Below are 19,496 nucleotides of genomic sequence, written 5' to 3'. Positions count from 1 at the left end.
CCGAGGATGGGCGCATCGCCCCGGTAACCCGTGGCCGCAACACCTCAGGGAGATCATCATGTCCGACGCGCAGATCCTGCGGACGGTCCTCGACCGGTGGAAGTCGGCGGTCGACGCCCACGAACCGGACCGGGTCGCGTCGTGCTTCACCGAAGACGCGATCTTCCAGGGGCTGCACCCGTACACCGTTGGCCGTGCCGGGGTTGCCGCGTACTACGCCGCCCAACCGCTCGGCCTGACCGCCGCCTATGAGATCCGGGAGACCCGGCGTCTCGCCGACGACCTGGTCCTCGGCTACCTGGAGGTGGAGTTCGGCTTCACTGACCGTCCGGCGCTGACGGTCCACCTGGGCGTGCTGCTGAGCCGAGCCGGAAACGACTGGCTCATCGCTCACTACCAGGTCTCAAGGCTGAACTGACCCAGTCCCGCCCCGCTCCGCGCCCCCCGCGCGTCGATCATGGAGTTGTGGTGGTGGACGAAGGTCGCTCGTCCGCCCATATCGGGCACCACAACTCCATGATCGACGCGAACGGCGACCGGGGTCAGTCTCAGAGCTGGTCGGTGCCGAAGGTGTCGCAGGTCTTCGGGTCGCCGCTGTCGTGGCCCTGCTGGAACCAGCGCTGCCGCTGCTGCGAGGTGCCGTGGGTGAACGAGTCCGGGTTGACCTGCCCACCGGAGCGTTCCTGGATGCTGTCGTCGCCGATCGCCTCGGCGGCCTTCAGCGCCTCAGTGATGTCGCCCGGGGTGATCGACTTGAACAGCGGTTCCTGGCCGGTCTTGTCCTTGGTCTCGGTGGCGTGCTTGGCCCAGGCACCGGCGTAGCAGTCGGCCTGCAACTCCAGCCGTACCGAGGCGGAGCGGGGGCCGCTCTGGTCGCCCTGGCCGGCCTTCTCGTTGGTGCCGAGCAGGTTCTGGACGTGGTGGCCGTACTCGTGGGCGAGCACGTAGGGCTGGGCGAACTCGCCCTTGGCGCCGAACCGGGAGGCCAACTCCTCGTAGAAGGCCAGGTCGATGTAGACCTGCCGGTCGGCGGGGCAGTAGAACGGGCCGACGCCCGAGTCGGCCTGGCCGCAGCCGGTATTCACGGCGGCCTGGAAGTAGTTGGTGTCGGTCGGCTCGTACTTCCCCTTGCCCAGCTCCGGGTACGCCTCCTGCCAGTAGCCCTGGATGCTGTTGACGTAGGCCAGGTTGCGGCAGCGCAGGTCGTCGAAGCGCTGGGGGTTGTCGCGCGAGCACAGCTGCTCCAGGTCGGTGCCGCCGGCCTGCCCGCCCTCGTCGCCGTTGGTCATCGCGTTCAGGCCGAACCCGCCGCCGAGCAGTGCGACCAGCACAGCCACCACGATGCCGATCAGCCCGCCGCGACCACCGCCGCCGGGAAGTGGAATGCCGAGACCACCGCCCCCTCCACCGCCCCGACCCCGGTCGTTGACCTGGGAGGTGTCGAGCTCGGCCCGCTCGTTGAGTTCCATGCTGACCCCGATCGCCGTATGCCGGTGAATGTCGTCTGAATGTCGTTCTGTCCTGTAAATGCCGGACGGGGTCCGGACAGCGCTTCCGGTACCCGATGATCTTGATCGGTAATCCGGGCGGGCCGCCCAGCGACGCCCGGTACACTTGTCGGGTGCTGCGCTGCGAAGGCTGAACCGCCCCGCGCCGTCGGGCCCCTTGAGCCCGCCGGCGGTTTCGCGTGCCCCGAGTCAGCCTTCCAGACCCCGAGAGCGAGCCCGAAAACATGATCACTGCCACCGGCCTGGAACTGCGTGCCGGTTCCCGGATCCTGCTGTCCGACACCACGCTGCGCGTACAGCCCGGTGACCGGATCGGCCTGGTCGGTCGCAACGGCGCCGGCAAGACCACCACGCTGAAGGTGCTCGCCGGCGAGGGCCAGCCGTACGGCGGCCAGATCGACCAGCGCAGCGCCATCGGCTACCTCCCGCAGGACCCGCGCACCGGCGACCTGGAGGCGACCGGTCGCGACCGGGTGCTCTCCGCCCGCGGCCTGGACGTCCTGATGTCGCAGATGCAGGAGGTCGAGGCCCGCCTCGCCGAGGACGCCAGCGACAAGTTGGTCCGTCGCTACGGCGCGCTGGAGGACCAGTTCGCCGCCCTGGGTGGGTACGCGGCCGAGGCCGAAGCCGCCCGGATCTGCGCCAACCTCGGCCTGCCGGACCGGGCACTCGCGCAGACCATCGGCACCCTCTCCGGTGGTCAGCGCCGCCGCATCGAGCTGGCTCGGATCCTGTTCCGCGACGCGGGCGAGAACGGCGGCGGCATCCTGCTGCTCGACGAGCCGACGAACCACCTCGACGCCGACTCGATCACCTGGCTGCGCGGCTTCCTCGCCAACCACAAGGGCGGCCTGATCGTGATCTCCCACGACGGCGCCCTGCTGGAGTCGGTGGTCAACAAGGTGTGGTTCCTCGACGCCACCCGGTCGGTCATCGACGTCTACAACCTGGGCTGGAAGGCGTACCTGGAGGCACGCGAGACCGACGAGCGGCGCCGACGCCGGGAGCGGGCCAACGCGGAGAAGAAGGCCGGCGCGTTGATGGCGCAGGCCGACAAGATGCGGGCGAAGGCCACCAAGACCGTGGCCGCGCAGAACATGGCCCGCCGTGCCGAGAAGCTGATCTCCGGCCTGGAGGAGGTGCGGGTCTCCGACCGGGTGGCCAAGGTGCGCTTCCCCAGCCCCGCGCCGTGCGGCAAGACCCCGCTCACCGCGACCGGCCTGTCCAAGTCGTACGGCTCGCTGGAGATCTTCACCGACGTCAACGTCGCGGTCGACCGCGGCTCCCGGGTGGCCATCCTGGGGCTCAACGGCGCCGGCAAGACGACCCTGCTGCGGATGCTCGGCGGTCTGCTCAGCCCGGACACCGGCGAGGTGCACGCGGGTCACGGCCTGCGGCTTGGCTACTACGCCCAGGAGCACGAGACGCTGGACGTGGAGCGGACGGTCCTGGAGAACATGCGCGCCGCCGCCGTCGAGCAGTCCGACACCGACCTGCGCAAGATCCTCGGTGCGTTCCTCTTCTCCGGTGACGACGTGAACAAGCCGGCCGGGGTGCTGTCCGGTGGCGAGAAGACCCGGCTGGCGCTGTCCACCCTGGTCTGTTCCGGCGCCAATGTGCTGCTGCTCGACGAGCCGACGAACAACCTCGACCCGGTCAGCCGGGAGCAGGTGCTCGACGCGATCGCCAACTACCCGGGTGCGATCGTCCTGGTCACCCACGACCCGGGCGCGGTGCTCGCGCTCAAGCCGGACCGCGCGATCCTGCTGCCCGACGGCGACGAGGACGCCTGGAGCGACGACCTGCTCGAACTGGTCGAGCTGGCCTGACCGGCCCGGCCTGCCGCCGGTCCGGCCGTCGCGTCCTGCGGGCGGTCGACCGGGCCGTCCTCAGCCGAGCAGGTCGACCAGCCGGCCGAGCACACCGGAGCTGACCAGGATCAGCACGCCGATGCCGATGAAGATGGTCGGCACCAGCCAGTGGCCGGCGCGTTCGACCAGCCGGACCACCCGGGGGTGCCCGCCCAGCCAGGCGCCGGCGGCACACCACAGCGCGATGAGCAGCACGAAGACCAGGAGGAACACCGCGCTGTCGGCCGCGCCGAGGGCCCGGAATACGGGTACGTAGACGGCCACGTTGTCGGCGCCGTTCGTGATCGTCACCCCGGCCACACCGAGCGTTCCGGTGACGACCGCGGGGGTGACGTCGTCGTCAGAGGCGCGCAGCGCGCGTACGCCCAGCGCGATCGGCAGCAGGCCGAGCAGCCCCGTCCACGGGTCCGGCACGACCAGCAGCCCCGCCGCGACCACCGCGCTGGCCAGCGCGAGCGCGCCGATTCCGAGGTATTGACCAGCGACAATCTGCCAAGGGCGGGGTCGACCGGTGGTGCGCGCCGCGACGAAGAACAGGGTCAGGACGACGATGTCGTCGATGTCGGTCGCGGCGAAGACCACGGCTGCTCCGCCCGCGGTGCTCAACAGGTCGATCACGGCCGAAGGCTACGGGTCGTCCGCAGGCGTCACCGTGCCGCGGTGGTACGCCCGGAGGCAGCGCGGGGGCCGATCGCCAGGATCACTCTATCGGGAAGCTGACATTGCATAGCGTGTCGGTTGGCGAAGAGTTGATATCTGGCGCATGATCGTTCGAGGCGGTCTAATAGGTGGGACCGTATCCGAACCGCACAGTCTGGGACGTGAGGACACAGCATGGCAGCCACTGGCACAGCCACCAGCACTGAGAAGGGTCGCCGGATCGTCGGAGCCGAGCGTCAGACGCTCGCCAAGGACCTGGTAAAGCGGTACACCTCGGGGGAGAGCATCCGCGCGTTGGCGGCCTCGACCGGCCGTTCCTACGGGTTCATCCACCGAGTACTCACCGAGTCCGGGGTGCAGCTGCGTCAGCGCGGTGGTGCCCGGCGCCGCAAGAAGGCGTGACCCGCCACTCAGCGTCGTCCAGCAGCGCCGCTCCCCGGGCCGTCCGGTGACCGCCGAGGCGACCGGGGTCCGGCTGACTTGCGACGGGCCGGTCGCCACGGTGACGTTGTGCCGGCCCGACGTGCTCAATGCTCAGACGCCGGCCATGTGGCAGGCGATGAGCGACTTCTCCCGCGACCTGCCCGGCGACGTGCGGGTGGTGGTGGTCCGGGGCGAGGGGCGTGCGTTCTCCGCCGGCCTCGACCTCGCGGTGGCTGGCGCGTTCGGCCCGGGCTCGTTCGCGGAGCTGGCCACGCTGCCCGAGCAGGAGTGCGCCGAGCGCATCGCGGAGTTCCAGGGCGGCTTCACCTGGCTGCACCGGCCGGACGTCATCTCCGTGGCGGCCGTACAGGGTCACGCGATCGGTGCGGGCTTCCAGCTCGCCCTCGCCTGTGACCTGCGTGTCCTCGCCGCCGACGCGAAACTGTCGATGGCCGAGGTGACCCTGGGCCTGGTGCCCGACCTGGCCGGCACCAAACGGCTCGTCGAGCTGGTCGGTTACGCGCGGGCGCTGGAGATCTGCGCCACCGGCCGCCGGTTGGACGCCGCCGAGGCGGACCGGATCGGGCTGGCCAATCTGGTGGTGCCACCAGCCGAGCTGGACGGCGCGGTCCAGGACCTGACCGCTGGCCTGCTCTCCGGGGCCCGCGACGCGGTGGTGGAGATCAAGGCGTTGCTCGCCGGTGCGGTCGGCCGGTCGCATGCCGACCAGCAGCGCGCCGAGCGCGAGGCGCAGACCCGTCGGCTGCGCGACCTGGCCGGCCGGGGAGAATAGGTAAGGACCGCACGGGAAGATCCGGGTTACGACCGAGGTTGTCACAGTCGTCGGGAGAATTGACCTGACGGCGCGGTCTGCCCGACGACCCGGAGGTGAGCGATGTCCAACCCGATGTCCGGAGGTGGCATGGCCGGGTGGAGCATGCTCCGGTCGATGCGCAACCGGGACGAGGTCTCCACCCACCGACTGAAGCACGGGGTGGCCCGCCGCATCGTCGCCTTCGCCCAGCCCTACCGGCGCGACATCATCGTCTTCCTGGCCACCGTGGTGCTGGCCGCCATCATCGGCGTGGCCACCCCCGTGCTGGCCGGTGACGTGATCAACGCGATCAACCGGGGTGGCACCGAGGCCGGCCGGCTCGTGGTGCGGCTGGCCCTGTTCATCGCCGCGCTGGCGGTCGCCGACGCGCTGCTCTCCCTGGCCCAGCGGTGGTATTCGGCGCGCATCGGCGAGGGCATCATCTTCAACCTCCGCACCCGGGTCTACGACCACGTGCAGCGGATGCCGTTGCAGTTCTTCACCCGTACCCAGACCGGCGCCCTGGTCAGCAGGCTCAACAACGACGTGCTCGGCGCCCAGCGGGCGTTCACCTCCACCCTGTCCGGTGTGGTCAGCAACGTCATCCAACTGGTGCTCACCGCGGCGGTGATGTTCACCCTCTCCTGGCAGATCACCGCGCTGTCACTGGTGCTGCTGCCCATCTTCATCATTCCGGCCCGCCGGGTCGGTCGGCGGCTGGCCGACATCACCCGCGAGGCGTACAACCTCGACGCCAAGATGAACGCGACCATGACCGAGCGGTTCGGGGTGGCGGGCGCGCTGCTGGTGAAGCTCTTCGGTCAGCCTGAGATCGAGGCCGGCCGGTTCGCCGGCCGGGCCGAGCGGGTCCGCGACATCGGCATCCAGTCCGCGATGTACTCCCGCACGTTCTTCGTGGCGATGCTGCTGGTCGCCTCGCTGGCGCAGGCGCTCACCTACGGTCTCGGTGGCTGGCTGGCGGTGACCGGCGGCGTCAGCGCGGGCACGGTCGTGACGCTCGCGTTGCTGCTCACCCGCCTGTACGGCCCGCTCACGGCGCTGTCCAACGTCCGGGTCGACGTGATGAGCGCCCTGGTCTCCTTCGACCGGGTCTTCGAGGTGCTCGACCTCAAACCGGGCATCGTGGAGAAGCCCGACGCGGTGCCGGTGCCCCGGGGCACCGGCCGGGTCGACTTCCGCGACGTGCGGTTCCGCTACCCGAGCGCCGCCGAGGTCTCCCTCGCCTCCCTGGAGGAGGTCGCCACACTGGACCGGACGGTCAACGAGCCGGTGCTCAAGGGAGTCTCGTTCAGCGTGGAGCCGGGGCAGATGGTCGCGCTGGTCGGCCCGTCCGGCGCCGGCAAGTCGACCCTGTCGATGCTGATCTCCCGGATCTACGACGTCACCGACGGCCAGGTGCTGGTCGGTGGGGTGGACGTACGCGACGCGACGCTCGCCTCCCTGCGGGACGAGATCGGTGTCGTCACCCAGGATTCGCACCTGTTCCACGAGACGATCGCCGAGAACCTGCGCTACGCCAAGCCCGACGCCACCGACGACGAGATCTGGGCCGCGCTGGCCGGCGCGCAGGTGGCCGACCTGGTCCGGGCGCTGCCCGACGGGCTGGACACCACCGTCGGGGAACGCGGCTACCGGTTCTCCGGCGGCGAGAAGCAGCGCATCGCGATTGCCCGGCTGCTGCTCAAAGCGCCCTCGATCGTGATCCTCGACGAGGCGACCGCCCACCTGGATTCGGAGAGCGAGGCAGCGGTGCAACGGGCGTTGTCGGTGGCGTTGACCGGGCGGACCGCCCTGGTGATCGCACACCGGCTCTCCACCGTGCGCGACGCCGACCAGATCCTCGTCCTCGACGGCGGCCGGATCGTCGAGCGGGGGCGGCACGACGAGTTGGTAGCGGTCGGCGGGCTCTACGCCGAGCTGTACCGCACCCAGTTCGCGGTCGCCGACTCGCCCACCCCGTTCGTCGACGCGACCGGGCCCGAGCCGGTGGTCATGCCGCTGGGCACCTACCGCGCCGACGAGGTGCTGCCGCCCGCCGCGGCCAACTGACGTCCTGCGGGCACCGGGCCGAGGTCCGTCGCGGTCAGCGCCGTTCGGGCAGGCCGGTCGCCACTCGCAGCTCGGCGAACGCCACACCCAGCGTGACCGGGGTGAAGTGCGCGTTCAGGCCGCTCGGGTTGGGCAGCACCCACAGCCGGGCGCCGGCCAGTGACTCCGGCTGCGGCCCGAAGGTGGCTTTCGGCCGCTGAAAACCGATCCGGTACGCGGTCACCCCCACCACCGCCACCCAACGCGGCTGGTAGCGGCCCACCTTGTCGGTCAGGATCGCGGCACCGTCGAGGAGTTCCTCGCTGCTCAACTCGTCCGCGCGGGCGCTGGCCCGGGCGGCCATGTTGGTGATGCCGAGCCCGAGTGCGGGCAGCTCGTCCTGTTCGCTGGGGTGCAGCAGCCGGGGGGTGAACCCGCCCCGGTGCAGCGCGGGCCAGAACCGGTTGCCGGGTCTGGCGAAGTGCCAGCCGGTTGCGGCCGACCAGAGGCCGGGGTTGATGCCGACGAAGAGCACCGCCAACCCCGGCGCGAGGACGTCGGGGATGGTCCGGTCAGCGGCCGCCGCCAGCTCCGCCCGGGTCGGACGAGTCGTCCGGGCCGCCGTCAGCTCCGCCTGGGTCGGCTGGGCTGTCCCGGGCGTCCTCAGCTCTGCCTGGGTCGGCTGGGCCGTGTCGGGCGTCCTCAGCTCCGCCTGGGTCGGCGGGGCTGTCCCGGGCGTCGTCAGCTGTGCCTGGGTCGGCTGGGCCGTGTCGGGCGTCGCCGTCGGGTGACGATCGGCCAGGTCCCCGGGTTCCGGCGGCCGTCCGGTGTGCCTCGCGTTGATCGACTCGGGTTCCTGGAAGTCGGGGTGTCCTGGCCGCATCGTCCGCCCGGTTTCCTGAAGGCCGAGTCGATCAACGGCCGGGTCGTCGGGCTGGGCCCGCTCGGGCGGCGTCACGGCACGGCCAGGTCGGCCCCCGGCGGGGGTCACAGCCCGCGCAGCGCGCCGCCGTCGACCGGGAGGGTGATCCCGGTGAGGTAGCTCGCGGCGGGGGAGAGCACGAACGCGGCCACCCGGCCGAACTCGGCGGGATCGCCGAGGCGACGCAGCGGGATGGCGGCTTCCGCCTCGGTGCGGGCGCGTTCCGGGTCGCCGGTCGCGGCGAAGAGCTCCCGGTTGCGGTCGGTCAGGATCCGGCCCGGCAGCAGCCCGACCACTCGTACGCCGCGCGGGCCGTAGTCGTCGGCGATGTCCTTCGCCGCCCCGACCAGGCCGGGCCGCAGACCGTTGGAGATGCCGAGGCCGGGCACCGGGCCCCGGGCCGAGGTGGAGAGCACCAGCCCGATCGCACCGCCCTCGGGCAGCGCGGCGGCAACCGTACGCACCGCGCGGATGGTGCCCAGGAAGACGGTCTCGAAGGACTGCCGCCACTGCTCGTCGCTGATCGCGGCGGCGTTTCCCGCCGGTGGCCCGCCGACCGAGATCAGCGCGCCGTCGAGCCGGCCGAAGTGCTCCCGGGCGGCGGCGACGAGCTGCTCCGGGGTCTCCGGGTCGGCCAGGTCGGCGGTCAGCCCGACGGCATGCTCGGGACCGCCGAGCTGCTGCGCGGCGGCGGCCACGGCCTCCGGGTCCCGTGCCGAGAGGACCACCCGTGCCCCGTCGGCGACCAGGCACTGCGCGGTCGCGAAGCCCAGGCCGCGAGAGGCACCGGTGAGGACGTACACGTGGTCGGTCAGGCCTAGATCCATAAGGTCGATCCTGCCGCATCCGACACACCGTCGCCACCAACTGCGGGTGGACGCGAGGCGGGGCGCAGCAGACGTACCCGGCCGGCGATCTGCACCGCCACGGCGCCGCCGGCGCGGCCCACGGCCGGCAGCCTGCGCGGACGTGGCGCCCCGAGCCCGTCGTAGCGCAGGCGCGCCTCCCGGACGGCCAGTTCCTCGGCGGCGGCCGGGGGCAGCGCGCCCTGTTCGCGCATCGCACGGGCCAGGTCCCAACCGTCGCGCAACGACCCGGCGGTTGGTCGCCCGGCTGCCCAGCCTGCGAAGGTCGTCGACCAGGTGGCGCCGAGGCCGGCGGCGAGCAGTGGCCAGTGGCCAGTGTCGGGCCACCTCGCCGGCACGTTTGCGTCTCAGGGCCGCCCGGGTGGCGGCCAGTTGGGCCGGTGCGAACCCTGGCGGCGGCGGGCCTCCGGCGACCAGCGTCGCGACCAGCTCCGCCTGTCGCTGGGCGAGCCCGCCGACATCGCCGGACGACCGCCTGCCGCTGTCGTCGCGTGGCTCAGTCATGTCACGGCCGGGAAGCCCGCGGCGGCGGCCAGGGCGTCCAGTTCGGCGCGCAGCTCGGCTGCCGGTGGGTAGTGGCCGTCCCGTTCCAGCAGCAGCGCCGGCGGACGCTCTCGAGCGCAGAGCGCGCCGACCAGCTCCAGCACCGCCGCTGGCACCGGATCGGTGTGGGTGTCGTGGTAGAAACCGCCGTGCTCGGCGCCGCCGGCCACGTGGACGTACGCGACCCGCTCCAGCGGCAGACGGTCCAGCAACGCGAGCGGGTCGGTGCCCCGGTTGCGGGCGTTGGCGTGCACGTTGGCCACGTCCAGCAGCAACAGTGCGCCGGTCCGGTCGAGGATCTCGGTGAGGAAGTTCGCCTCGTCCAGCTCGTCGTCGGGCCATTCGACCAATGCGGCGATCGGTTCCAGTGCGATCGGCACCGGCAGTTCGGCCTGCGCCCGCGCCACGTTGGCGCAGACCGCGTCGACCGCCTCCCGGCTGCGCGGCAACGGGAGCAGGTGCCCGGCCTCCAGGCCGCCGGCTCGGACGAACGCGATGTGCTCGCTGACCAGCGGGGCGTCGACCCGCTGCGCCACAGCGGCCAGGTGGGCGACCCGGGCCGGATCGACCGGCTCGGCGCCGCCGAGGGAGAGCCGCACCCCATGGGGTACGACAGTCACGCCGCGCTCCCGCAGCTGCGCAAGACCCGGCGGGAGCGGCCCGGACGAGGGCACCCCCTCGGCCACCACCTCCACGAAGCGCAGGCCGGGGAGCTCGGCCACGAAGCCGGCGATCTCCGGACGCCAGCCGATGCCGACTCCGGACGGGCCGGTCATCCGCCGCACCCCCCGCCCCCGCCGCAGCCGCCACCACCGCCGCAGGAGCTGCCGCCGTCTCCACCGGAGCTGTCGCCTCCGGACGATCCGTCGGAGCCGCCCGTCCAGCCGCTGCCAGAGGCGGCCTGGCGCTGGATCTCGGCCTGCTCGGCGAAGCCGGGGTCGAGCGCCCAGAGCGAGGCGGTGCCGTACAGGGCCACGCCCATCGCCGCGCCGGCAGCTCCGTAGGTGGCGTAGGACGGCGCGGAGGCCGGAGCGAGGTGGGTGTGCTCGCGGCGTACACCGCGCAGCGTGGACCGACCGGCCCGGGTGAGCACGGGCGCCCGGCGCAGCACCAGGGTGACGATCAGGAGCGCAACAACGGTCAGCAGCAGGTAACCGACCGGGCGACCGCTGAACAGACCGGAGACCAACCGGAGCACGCCGAGGCCCAGCAGGGCGATCAGGATCGTGGTCCAGAAGCGGGCACGGGCGCGTTGCGCGTCGTCGGTCAGCAGACCCCGCTGCTCCAGGCCGTTGCGGATCTGGTGCAGCGCGACACGTACGCGCTCGTCCTGCGGCAGGTCCCCGACCCGGGCGTGCTGATGCGCGGCCCAGTGGATGGCCTGGTCCAGTGGGGTGAGCCCGGTCGGCGCGACCCCGCTGGTGGTCAGTCGACGGTCCGGCCGCACGCCGATCGCGCCGCTGCCGCGCAGTCCGCCCAACGCGGCGTGTACGGCGAGTCGGGGTCCACCGTTGAGGTACGCGACCTGCTGCGGCCCGAGTGGACCGGCGGTCATGGCAGCGTTCGACCCGGCCGCCAGACGGACCCGTTGGTACACCGCGACGGCCACCACCAGAGCGGCTGCGAAGAGGTAGTACCGGAGGAAGGTCGGGCCGGAGATGCCCCAGGTGTCGCCGGACGCGGCGTGGACGATCATCGACTGCTCCTGTCACCGGAGGGATGCGCGGCCCCATTGTGGAGCAGCCTCGCCACGGTCGGCAGTCGGGTGTACGGGCGGTCAGTGGCGGCGGACCGCCTCCTCGACCAGGTCGAGCACCGGGCCCAGGTCACCGGCCGGTCGGCCCATGGCCAGGTGCAGCACCAGGCCGTCGTAGGCCAGCTCCAGGAACTGGGCCAGCACGTCGATGGGGACGTCTTCGCGCAGCACCCCGGCGTCGCGTTGGCGGGCCAGCCGGTCCCGGGTCGCCTCGGCGATAGCGGCGGACCGCTCGGCCCATCGACGGGCGAACGCCGGGTCGGTGCGCAGGCGGCGGGAGACCTCCAGTTGGCTGCCCAGCCAACCGGTGGTGTCCGGTGAGACGGCGCGGGCGAGCAGGTCGCGCATCACCTGCACCAGGCCGTTGCGGGCCACCGTCTCGACCATGGCCGCGGCGTCGTCCTCGGCGACGGCCAGGAAGAGCGAGTCCTTGTCCCGGAAGTGGTGGAAGATGGCGCCGCGGGACAGGCCGGTGGCCTCCTCGAGGCGGCGTACGGTCGCCCCCTCGTAGCCGAGCCGGGCGAAACACGCCCGGGCGGCGGCGAGGATCTCCCGCCGACGCGCGTCGAGCTGGTCCTGGCTTACTCTGGGCACGCGTCGATCGTCGCAGGTCAACCCAGGGCATGCAAACCGTACGTACGGCTTGGGATATCGCCGACTACCCTCGCCTGGTGACCCCGCCGCAGACCGTGCCCACCGCCCCGCTGACCGTGGCCACCGTTCAGGCCACCCCGACGCCGGGTGACGTCGCCGGCAACGCGGTCACCGCCGCCGACCTGGTCCGCCGAGCCGGTGACCAGGGCGCCCGGGTGGCCGTCCTGCCGGAGCTGTTTCTCTGCGCGTACCACCCGCCGAGCCTCGCCGCCGACCCGGCCGGCACGGACGTCGCGGCCGACCCGGCCGGTGCGGTCGCGGATCCCCGGCTCGACCCGCTGCGCGCCGCGGCGCGCGAGGCCGGTGTCACCGCGCTGGTCGGCGCCGCCGCCCGACACCCGGACGGCCGGCGGACCATTGCCGCGCTGGTCATCGACCGGACCGGCGCGGTGCGGATCGGGTACGACAAGCAGCAGCTCTGGGGCGACGAACGGGAGCTGTTCAGCGCGGGCGACCGGGGTGCCACGCTGCTCGTCGACGACTGGCGGCTCGGGCTGGGCATCTGCTACGACGGCTGTTTCCCGGAACACGGCCGGGCCGCCGCCCTCGACGGCGCGCACGGCTACCTGTGCCCCAGCGGATACCTGGCCGGCTCCGAGCACCGCCGGGACCTCTACTACGCCGCGCGAGCCCTGGACAACACCATGTTCGTGGTCTTCGCCAACGCGGTCGGCGGCGTCGACCCGTGGCGGTTCAACGGCGGCGCGGCGATCTACGACCCGCAGGGCCGGGTGCTGGCCCGGGGCGCCGACGACGGCACGGAGGTGCTGTTGGCGACCCTGGATCCCGCCGCGCTCGCGGCCACCCGGGCGGCCCATTCGATGCTCGCCGATCGCCTGCCGAACCAGGGCGGCACCCGGGTGTCGATGTCCGGCTGAACCCGTCGTCAGGTGGATACCCGCCGGACCTGTTGGCGAACACGTCGGTCCCGTAGGGTGCCCGAGTGCCACTGCTCCTGCTGGACCTGGACAACACCCTGCTGGATCGGGCCGGGCCGTTCCGCCGCTGGGGTGAGCGCTTCCTGGACGGCATCGGCGCGCCCCACACCGACATCGACTGGCTGCTCTCGATCGACGCCGACGGTCTGACCGACCGCTGGGATCTCGCCGACGCCATCCGGGACCGCTACGAGCTGCGCATCCCCTCGATCGACCTGGTGGAGGAGCTGCACGACGGGGTGGTGGCGCAGACCCGGCTCGACCCGCTGACCGCCTGCGCGCTGCGGATCGCCGACGACGCCGGTTGGGTGCCGGTGGTGGTCTGCAACGGCACGGTACGCGTCGAGGACGCCAAGATTCGCCGGACCGGCCTGGACCAGTACGTCGCGGACTGGGTGATCTCCGAGGAAGCCGGCGTCAGCAAGCCCAACCCGCGGATATTCGCGCTCGCCGCCCAGCGGGTGCGGATGCCGCTGCGGGGTGCCTGGGTGGTCGGCGACAGCCCGGAGTCGGACATCGGCGGTGCCGCCGCCGTCGGGCTGCCCAGCGTCTGGCTGCACCGGGGGCGCACCTGGACCGACGCCCGGTTCGCGCCGAGCCACACCGTGGACGGGTTGATCGCCGCGGTCGCCACAGTCCTGGCCCGCTGACGCAAGCGGCGCGCGCCGCGTCACGTCGTCTGCACCGCCGTGCGTCGCGCCAAGATCGGCACAGTTTCCCTGATGGTGCTGCCTCCGCGCGCCAGGAGGCAGCACCATCAGGGATGTTGCGTGGATCTTGGTCCGACCGCGCGACGGCGGCTCGGTAATTCGGTTGACCGGCTGCCGTGGGGCCGCGAGCATTGTCAGCGCATCGTGCATCCCGGGCGTGGGCCCGGTCGTGGAGAGGAGGTCGGTCATGGCCGTCTTCGCAGGTCGCTTCCAGCTGCCTATCTCAGCCTCGACCAAGGGAACCTCACCACAGTGCGCGATCACGACTTTCCGGCGCTTGAGCGCCGGAGCCGCGGCAAGAGCCGCTTTGACGACGACGAATCACAGTTTCTGAAGCGCGGGCGGCCCACCGAGCCGCCTGCGGACCCCGACACCGAGCCTGATCCGGACACCGGCGAGCGCTGGTCGTCCTGGGACGACGCCGTGCACGGGCCCGAGCCGCACCCGGAATGGCTGGTCACCGAGCTGGCCGCCCGGGACACCGAGCTGGGTGTGCTGAAGACCGGCAAGGAGGCGGACGTCCACCTGGTGCGCCGGGCGGTGCCCGACACCGACCGGTCCTGCCTGCTGGCGGTCAAACGCTACCGCGACCCCGAGCACCGGCTGTTCCACCGGGACGCCGGCTACCTGGAGGGCCGTCGTGTGCGCCGGTCCCGGGAGAACCGGGCGATGGCCGGCCGGACGGCGTTCGGCCGACAGATGATCGCCGGGCAGTGGGCCGCGGCCGAGTTCGATGCCCTGGCCCGGCTCTGGGAGATCGGTGCCGGGCACGACCGGATCGCCGTGCCGTACCCGGTGCAGCTGCGGGGCACCGAGCTGATGTTGGAGTTCGTCGGCGACGCCGAGTCGGGGGAGGCGGCGCCCCGGCTGGCCCAGCTGCGACCCGGCCCGACCGAGCTGCGCGACCTGTGGGCCCAGCTGGTGGAGGCGCTGCGGGTGCTGGCCCGGGCCGGTTACGCGCACGGCGACCTGTCGCCGTACAACCTGCTCGTGCACCAGGGGCGGCTGGTCGTGATCGACCTGCCGCAGGTGGTCGACGTGGTGGCAAATCCGCAGGGGCCGGAGTTCCTGGCCCGCGATGTGCGGGTGGTCGGCACCTGGTTCGCGGCCCGGGGTCTGCCCGCCGAGCAGGTCGACCCGGGCACGTTGACCGGGGAGCTGCTGCGTGAGGCGGGCATCCGCTGATCAGAGCGGGTCGGGCGGTCGGACCGCCCGACCCGCCGCGTCGGTCATTGCAGGTAGCGCTCCACCTCGGGCTTGGGGCGTTCGCCCTGTGCGTCCGGGTCGCCGTGGGTCTCCCGCGCGGCCCGCCGACGGCGCAGCAGGTCCCAGCACTGGTCGAGGGATTCCTCCAGGGCGCGCAGTCGCTCGCTGGCCTCGCCCTCGGTGCCCGCCTCGTGGGCCTGGGCGTCCGCGCGCAGCTTGTGTTCCTCGTCGACCAGTTCGGAGATCCGGTTCAGGATGGTCTTGTCGTCCATGCTCCTGAGCCTGGCACAGCGCCCCACGACGCGCCTGGCTTCGTGTGCCGACAGTGGGGTCAGACCACGATCGGTGACTCCGCCCATACTGGCAGCAACATGTCAATGTGGCCTTTTTCACGCCCATCTCCAGGTCAGCTCGTATGCCGCCCGACGTGGGGCTTCACCTGCGCAATCTTTTTGAGTCGGCCACACGGCCCGGATCCGGCACGGCCGTCGTCCCCTCAACGCGAGAAATACTCCAGATCTGTCCCATGGCAAAGCAGTTTCATGAATGGGATGCTCGCCCGGATGGTCACGCGCCATCAACAAGGCAGCACGGAGCGCAACCCGCTGTGCCGCCGGAAAGGACGGATCCGTGCAGGTGAAAGATGGCTGAGTCGACCGCCCCCGCGTACCGCCAGCCGCACGTCGCCACCCTGCGACGCACCTTTCCCAAGCTGCTCCGGGACCCACTGGGCACGTTGGTCGGGCTTGCCGACTCGTCGCCCGGGCAGGTCGTCAAACTCAACCTGGGCACTATCCGGCCGTACCTGGTCGTCGAGCCCGCACACGTCCAGCACGTGCTGCGCGACAACGCCGCCAACTACACGCGGGCGGGCGACGGCATGTTGTGGAAGTCGGTCAAGAAGATCGCCGGTGACGGCATCCTCGCCGAAGGCCCGGACTGGGAGGCGAGTCGCCGACGGCTCCAGCCGCACTTCACCGCGAAGCGGATCGACTCGGTGGCGGACGGTCTGAGCCGGGCGATCAGCGATGCGGTCGACGAGTTGAACGTCCCGGCGCGAAACGGCGAACCGGTCGACGCGGCCAGCGAGATCTCGAGGATCATCTGCCAGGCCGTCATCCGGGTCTTCTTCGGCGACAAGATCCCCGTCGCCGACGGTGTGCGGATCGTCGCGGAACAGAACACCGTGGCGACCGCACTGCGCTTCCGGCTGCTCATCCCGTTCCTGCCGGACGCCGTGCCGATGCCCGGCGACCGCGCACTGCGGCGGGCGGTCCGGAACATCGACAGCATTATCCTGCCGTTGGTCCGTGCTGAGCGATCCCGCGACGACGGAAGCGACGACTTCGTCGCGTCGCTGGCCCGGGGCCGTGACGCGCACGGCCACAAGGTCGACGACCAGCGGGTACGCGACGATCTGGTGTCGATCTTCGTGACCGCCACCGAGACCACCTACACGGCGCTCACCTGGATCTTCCCGCTGCTGGAGCAACTGCCCGACGTCGCCGCGCGGCTCTACGCGGAGATTGATCGTGTGGTCGGCCCCGGGGACGTGATCAGCCGCGAACAGCTTGGCGAGCTGCGCTACACCCGGATGGTGCTGGACGAACTCGTCCGCGCCTACCCATCCGGCTGGTTGGTGCCGCGGACCGCGATCGCCGACGACCTCATCGGCGGCACCCGGGTCAGGGCCGGTGACACGATCATCCTGAGTCCGTACGTGACCCAGCGGCTGGCCCGCTTCTGGGATCGGCCGACGGTCTTCGACCCGGAGCGCTTCGCCCCCGACGCCCCCCGACGTGCCCACCGGTACGCCTACTATCCGTTCGGGGGCGGCGCCCACCAGTGCATCGGCCAGTACTTCTTCCAGGTCGAGGCACCACTGATCGTGGCGACGCTGCTCAGCCGCTTCCGGTACCGGCTCTGCACGCCCGGGCTGCCATCGCCGCGGCTCGCCGCGACGCTCCGACCAGGGGAACGGGTGCCGCTGCTGCTCACCCCCCATCGGCAACCGGCCCTGGCCTAGCGGGTGGCACAACGACAAGTGGTCGAGGACGCACTTCAGCAGGCCGCAGAGCACGGGCGCGTCTGTGCCCTGGCCGCTCAGGGCCAACGTGACCTGCAACGGTGCCTGGCCGCCCATCCGGACCTCTTCGCCGAGGGGCCCTTCGATGGCGCTCTGACCAGCAGCATCGCGTTGGCCATCGCGTTCAGCGCGCCCTGGTGCGAGGCAGCCGAGCTGCGTCTGACCAACCGGGCGGTGCTCTGGGGGTTCGCGCTGGACTGGCAGGTGGACCGGCTGGCCACCTCTGCCGTCGCGCTTGACCGACTGGTGCGCCAGCAGCTTCTCGTCGCGGACGGCGCGGCCGCGACGACGGACGACCCCCTGGGTCACCTCCTCGCCGATCTTCTCGCCGACCTGGCCGCCGAGCCGGCCTTCGCTGAACTGGGCGGGGTGTGGCGGGCGGCGGCCCGGCGGACCCTGCACGCGATGCGGCAGGAGTGGCAGTGGAAGACGGCGATGCGGGACAACCTCCAGCCGCGGCCCACCCTCACCGAGTACCTGAACAACGCGGACAACCTGGCCTGCACTGTCGTGAACGTCGTGCACTGGATTCGCACCGGCGGGGCCGACACGGAGGCGGGGCTCGACCGGCTGGTCCTCGCCAGCGACGCGGTGCAACGCGCTCTTCGGCTGGTCAACGACCTGAGCACCTACGAGCGGGACCTCCGCTGGGACGACCTGAACGCGATCATGCTGGTGGAGGACCGGGCAGTGGTGGAGCAGGAGTTGGCGCGCCTGGTCACTGAGGCGACCGACCTGCTCGGCGAGTTGCGGGCCGACTGCCCGAGGGAGGCGGCATACCTGACCCGACAGCTCGGCTACACCACAGGCTTCTACCGGAGCACCGACTTCTGGGGTGTGTCGTGAGCACCGAGGCACTGACCCGGGACCCCGGCGGGGCGAAGGATTCCGGGTCGACGCGCGCCGTCGACGAGCTGATTGCCGAGCTGAGCCGGCACCCGTCCGGTCGCACATCCGCGTCGCCGTACGAGACCGCCCGTCTGGTCTCCCTGGCACCCTGGCTGCCCCGACACGCCGACCGGATCCAGTACCTGCTCGCCGGGCAGCGCCCGGACGGAGGTTGGGGCGGGCCGGAAGGGTACGCCCTGGTACCCACCCTCAGCGCCGTCGAGGGGCTGCTCGCGGCCTCGCTGAACGACGAGCCGGTGGGCTGGTCCCCGGCGGCGGTGCGCGACGCGATCGACAGGGCGCTACGCCTGCTGTTCGACCGGCTGGCCGGCCCCTCGACCTGTCCCGTGCCGGACCTGCCGGCCGCGGACCTGATCGTCCCGGCAATGGTCGACCGGATCGCCGACCACCTCGCCGATCCGCCGACGTGGTTGGCCCACTGGCGAGGAGTCGGCCCGCCGCCGATGCCCGCGGGCATGGATCGGCAGCGGCTCGACCGGGTACGCCTGCTGGTCGGATCCGGTCGGCCGATTCCGCCCAAGCTGCTGCACGCTCTGGAGATCCTCGGGCCGGCCGCCCGGCAAGCGGCAGGTGTCACCGCCACCGCCGCCGGCCCGGTCGGAGCCTCGCCGGCCGCCACCGCCGCGTGGCTCGGTGACCCCGACGGTACTCAATCCGCCGCGCTGGACTACCTGACCCGGGCGCTCGGCGAGCACGGCGGAGCGGTTCCGTGTGCCACACCGATCACCGTGTTCGAACGGTCGTGGGTGCTGAGCACCCTGGCACGGGCGGGTGTGCTCCCGACGGCGCCGGCGCAACTGGTTGCCGGGCTGCGCGACGCCCTTGGGCCGGACGGTGCGGCCACCGGGCCGGGGCTGCCCACCGACGCCGACACGACGGCGGTGACGCTCTACACGCTGGCCCTCCTGGGTCACCCGACCGATCCGACGTGCCTGCGGCGGTTCGACACCGGGGAGCACTTCGGCACCTGGCAGGGTGAGGACGGCGCGTCGGTGACCACGAACGCGCACGTGTTGGAGGCGTTCGGGCGATGCCTCGGCGGCGAGGACCCGGTCGCGGCACCGGTGCTGCGCCGGCTCACCGGCTGGCTGATCGACCACCAACACGCCGACGGTCGATGGACGGACCGATGGCACGCCTCGCCCTACTACGCCACCTACTGCGTGGTGCTCGCACTGCGGGAGTACGGCGGTCCGTCGGCCGACGCGGCGCTGCGGCGGGCCGTCTCGTGGGTGCTCGAGAGTCAGCGGGCCGACGGGTCGTGGGGACGATGGCAGGGCACGGCGGAGGAGACCGCCTACGGCCTGCTGGTGTTGCTGGCAGTGCCGCCGTCATCCACGATTCGTGACGCAACGGTCGCCGCTGCTCACCGTCTGTCCACAATGCAAGATGAGGCCATTGAGAGTCCACTGTGGCATGACAAGGACCTCTACCATCCGGTACTGATCGTACGAGCGGCGGTGGTGGCTGCCCGGGCGGCGGCTGCGGTACGGGCGAACGGTTCCGCCCATATGCCAGCAAGCCGCTGGACTGCATCGCTTGAGTGAAATTCCGGACACTGCTAGCGTGCGCCGGGCCGGG

The 19,496-nt window shown here is 71.8% G+C and carries 19 protein-coding genes and 1 pseudogene; 11 read left to right on the top strand and 9 right to left on the bottom strand.

Features of this window, described 5'->3' with window-relative positions; translation table 11 throughout:
- The first annotated feature begins 58 nt into the window (after nt 1–58).
- Nucleotides 59–418, top strand: coding sequence for an SgcJ/EcaC family oxidoreductase (locus CLT68_RS29125; protein WP_099855769.1), 360 nt, complete (start codon nt 59–61; stop codon nt 416–418).
- A 130-nt stretch (nt 419–548) separates the two neighbouring features.
- Here CLT68_RS29125 and ypfJ read toward each other — a convergent pair whose 3' ends face one another.
- Complete coding sequence (ypfJ, locus tag CLT68_RS29120) at nt 549–1,469, bottom strand: KPN_02809 family neutral zinc metallopeptidase (RefSeq protein ID WP_088949229.1); 921 nt, start codon at nt 1,467–1,469, stop codon at nt 549–551.
- Nucleotides 1,470–1,732: 263 nt separating this feature from the next.
- Here ypfJ and CLT68_RS29115 point away from each other — a divergent pair, with 263 nt between their 5' ends.
- Nucleotides 1,733–3,337 carry an ABC-F family ATP-binding cassette domain-containing protein gene (locus CLT68_RS29115; RefSeq protein WP_088949228.1) on the top strand — a complete coding sequence of 535 codons (1,605 nt, stop codon included), beginning with the start codon at nt 1,733–1,735 and terminating at the stop codon, nt 3,335–3,337.
- Nucleotides 3,338–3,397: 60 nt separating this feature from the next.
- On the opposite strand, the gene CLT68_RS29110 is transcribed toward CLT68_RS29115, so the two are convergent.
- A complete protein-coding gene (locus tag CLT68_RS29110) occupies nt 3,398–3,997 on the bottom strand; it encodes a cadmium resistance transporter (protein WP_199177176.1) in 600 nt (199 codons plus the stop codon).
- Between the two features lie 216 nt (nt 3,998–4,213).
- On the opposite strand from CLT68_RS29110, the gene CLT68_RS29105 reads away from it, so the two are divergent.
- The 3 genes from CLT68_RS29105 to CLT68_RS29095 all read left to right on the top strand — a co-directional run bounded on the left by CLT68_RS29105 (nt 4,214) and on the right by CLT68_RS29095 (nt 7,346).
- Nucleotides 4,214–4,441, top strand: a complete 228-nt coding sequence (locus CLT68_RS29105; protein WP_007462679.1) for a helix-turn-helix domain-containing protein — start codon at nt 4,214–4,216, stop codon at nt 4,439–4,441.
- Nucleotides 4,442–4,487: 46 nt separating this feature from the next.
- Nucleotides 4,488–5,255 carry an enoyl-CoA hydratase/isomerase family protein gene (locus CLT68_RS29100; protein ID WP_099855767.1) on the top strand — a complete coding sequence of 256 codons (768 nt, stop codon included), beginning with the start codon at nt 4,488–4,490 and terminating at the stop codon, nt 5,253–5,255.
- 114 nt (nt 5,256–5,369) lie between these two features.
- Nucleotides 5,370–7,346 carry an ABC transporter ATP-binding protein gene (locus tag CLT68_RS29095; protein ID WP_172862217.1) on the top strand — a complete coding sequence of 659 codons (1,977 nt, stop codon included), beginning with the start codon at nt 5,370–5,372 and terminating at the stop codon, nt 7,344–7,346.
- A gap of 34 nt (nt 7,347–7,380) precedes the next feature.
- On the opposite strand, the gene mug is transcribed toward CLT68_RS29095, so the two are convergent.
- From mug to CLT68_RS29065, 6 genes and pseudogenes are all read right to left on the bottom strand, one after another.
- Entirely contained in the window at nt 7,381–7,992 is a 612-nt protein-coding gene (gene mug, locus CLT68_RS29090; RefSeq protein ID WP_486482468.1) for a G/U mismatch-specific DNA glycosylase, read from the bottom strand.
- A 320-nt stretch (nt 7,993–8,312) separates the two neighbouring features.
- Entirely contained in the window at nt 8,313–9,074 is a 762-nt protein-coding gene (locus CLT68_RS29085) for an SDR family oxidoreductase (RefSeq protein ID WP_099855765.1), read from the bottom strand.
- A pseudogene (locus tag CLT68_RS29080) lies at nt 9,065–9,617 on the bottom strand (SCO6045 C-terminal-like domain-containing protein). The gene CLT68_RS29085 and the pseudogene CLT68_RS29080 overlap by 10 nt, the downstream one beginning before the upstream one ends.
- The gene (locus CLT68_RS29075) at nt 9,614–10,432 is read right to left on the bottom strand and encodes an MbnB/TglH/ChrH family RiPP precursor modification enzyme (protein ID WP_099857776.1); all 819 of its coding nucleotides are present in this window, start codon (nt 10,430–10,432) and stop codon (nt 9,614–9,616) included. Before CLT68_RS29075 ends, CLT68_RS29080 begins: the two are co-directional and overlap by 4 nt.
- A complete protein-coding gene (locus CLT68_RS29070; protein WP_099855763.1) occupies nt 10,429–11,352 on the bottom strand; it encodes a TIGR04222 domain-containing membrane protein in 924 nt (307 codons plus the stop codon). Before CLT68_RS29070 ends, CLT68_RS29075 begins: the two co-directional genes overlap by 4 nt.
- A gap of 81 nt (nt 11,353–11,433) precedes the next feature.
- Nucleotides 11,434–12,006 carry a TetR/AcrR family transcriptional regulator gene (locus CLT68_RS29065; RefSeq protein ID WP_088949222.1) on the bottom strand — a complete coding sequence of 191 codons (573 nt, stop codon included), beginning with the start codon at nt 12,004–12,006 and terminating at the stop codon, nt 11,434–11,436.
- Nucleotides 12,007–12,083: 77 nt separating this feature from the next.
- On the opposite strand from CLT68_RS29065, the gene CLT68_RS29060 reads away from it, so the two are divergent.
- The 3 genes from CLT68_RS29060 (at nt 12,084) to CLT68_RS29050 (ending at nt 14,899) form a co-directional block, all read left to right on the top strand.
- Entirely contained in the window at nt 12,084–12,944 is an 861-nt protein-coding gene (locus CLT68_RS29060) for a carbon-nitrogen hydrolase family protein (protein ID WP_486482375.1), read from the top strand.
- Nucleotides 12,945–13,009: 65 nt separating this feature from the next.
- Nucleotides 13,010–13,654 (top strand): HAD family hydrolase, encoded by a 645-nt coding sequence (locus CLT68_RS29055; RefSeq protein ID WP_099855758.1) that lies wholly within the window; start codon nt 13,010–13,012, stop codon nt 13,652–13,654.
- 312 nt (nt 13,655–13,966) lie between these two features.
- Nucleotides 13,967–14,899, top strand: coding sequence for an RIO1 family regulatory kinase/ATPase domain-containing protein (locus tag CLT68_RS29050; protein ID WP_099855756.1), 933 nt, complete (start codon nt 13,967–13,969; stop codon nt 14,897–14,899).
- Nucleotides 14,900–14,943: 44 nt separating this feature from the next.
- Here CLT68_RS29050 and CLT68_RS29045 read toward each other — a convergent pair whose 3' ends face one another.
- On the bottom strand, nt 14,944–15,192 hold the full coding sequence (locus CLT68_RS29045; protein ID WP_088949218.1) for a DUF2630 family protein: 249 nt from the start codon (nt 15,190–15,192) through the stop codon (nt 14,944–14,946).
- A gap of 371 nt (nt 15,193–15,563) precedes the next feature.
- On the opposite strand from CLT68_RS29045, the gene CLT68_RS29040 reads away from it, so the two are divergent.
- From CLT68_RS29040 to CLT68_RS29030, 3 genes are read left to right on the top strand one after another with little or no spacing between them, the layout of a single operon-like run.
- Nucleotides 15,564–16,946 (top strand): cytochrome P450, encoded by a 1,383-nt coding sequence (locus CLT68_RS29040; protein ID WP_099855754.1) that lies wholly within the window; start codon nt 15,564–15,566, stop codon nt 16,944–16,946.
- 3 nt (nt 16,947–16,949) lie between these two features.
- Entirely contained in the window at nt 16,950–17,852 is a 903-nt protein-coding gene (locus tag CLT68_RS29035) for a terpene synthase family protein (protein ID WP_486482374.1), read from the top strand.
- Entirely contained in the window at nt 17,849–19,462 is a 1,614-nt protein-coding gene (locus CLT68_RS29030; RefSeq protein WP_099855750.1) for a prenyltransferase/squalene oxidase repeat-containing protein, read from the top strand. Before CLT68_RS29035 ends, CLT68_RS29030 begins: the two co-directional genes overlap by 4 nt.
- The last annotated feature ends 34 nt before the right edge of the window (nt 19,463–19,496 follow it).

It is taken from the genome of Micromonospora sp. CNZ299 (assembly GCF_002754415.1).
The sequence above is the reverse complement of the archived record's forward strand: the minus strand, read 5'-3'. Positions and strand labels throughout refer to the sequence as shown.

Excerpts from the sequence above, each read along its gene's own strand:
- CLT68_RS29125 (WP_099855769.1), top strand. The coding sequence starts at position 59 with ATGTCCGACGCGCAGATCCTGCGGACGGTCCTCGACCGGTGGAAGTCG.
- ypfJ (WP_088949229.1), bottom strand. The coding sequence starts at position 1,469 with ATGGAACTCAACGAGCGGGCCGAGCTCGACACCTCCCAGGTCAACGAC.
- CLT68_RS29115 (WP_088949228.1), top strand. The coding sequence starts at position 1,733 with ATGATCACTGCCACCGGCCTGGAACTGCGTGCCGGTTCCCGGATCCTG.
- CLT68_RS29105 (WP_007462679.1), top strand. The coding sequence starts at position 4,214 with ATGGCAGCCACTGGCACAGCCACCAGCACTGAGAAGGGTCGCCGGATC.
- CLT68_RS29095 (WP_172862217.1), top strand. The coding sequence starts at position 5,370 with ATGTCCGGAGGTGGCATGGCCGGGTGGAGCATGCTCCGGTCGATGCGC.
- CLT68_RS29085 (WP_099855765.1), bottom strand. The coding sequence starts at position 9,074 with ATGGATCTAGGCCTGACCGACCACGTGTACGTCCTCACCGGTGCCTCT.
- CLT68_RS29075 (WP_099857776.1), bottom strand. The coding sequence starts at position 10,432 with ATGACCGGCCCGTCCGGAGTCGGCATCGGCTGGCGTCCGGAGATCGCC.
- CLT68_RS29070 (WP_099855763.1), bottom strand. The coding sequence starts at position 11,352 with ATGATCGTCCACGCCGCGTCCGGCGACACCTGGGGCATCTCCGGCCCG.
- CLT68_RS29045 (WP_088949218.1), bottom strand. The coding sequence starts at position 15,192 with ATGGACGACAAGACCATCCTGAACCGGATCTCCGAACTGGTCGACGAG.
- CLT68_RS29040 (WP_099855754.1), top strand. The coding sequence starts at position 15,564 with ATGGCTGAGTCGACCGCCCCCGCGTACCGCCAGCCGCACGTCGCCACC.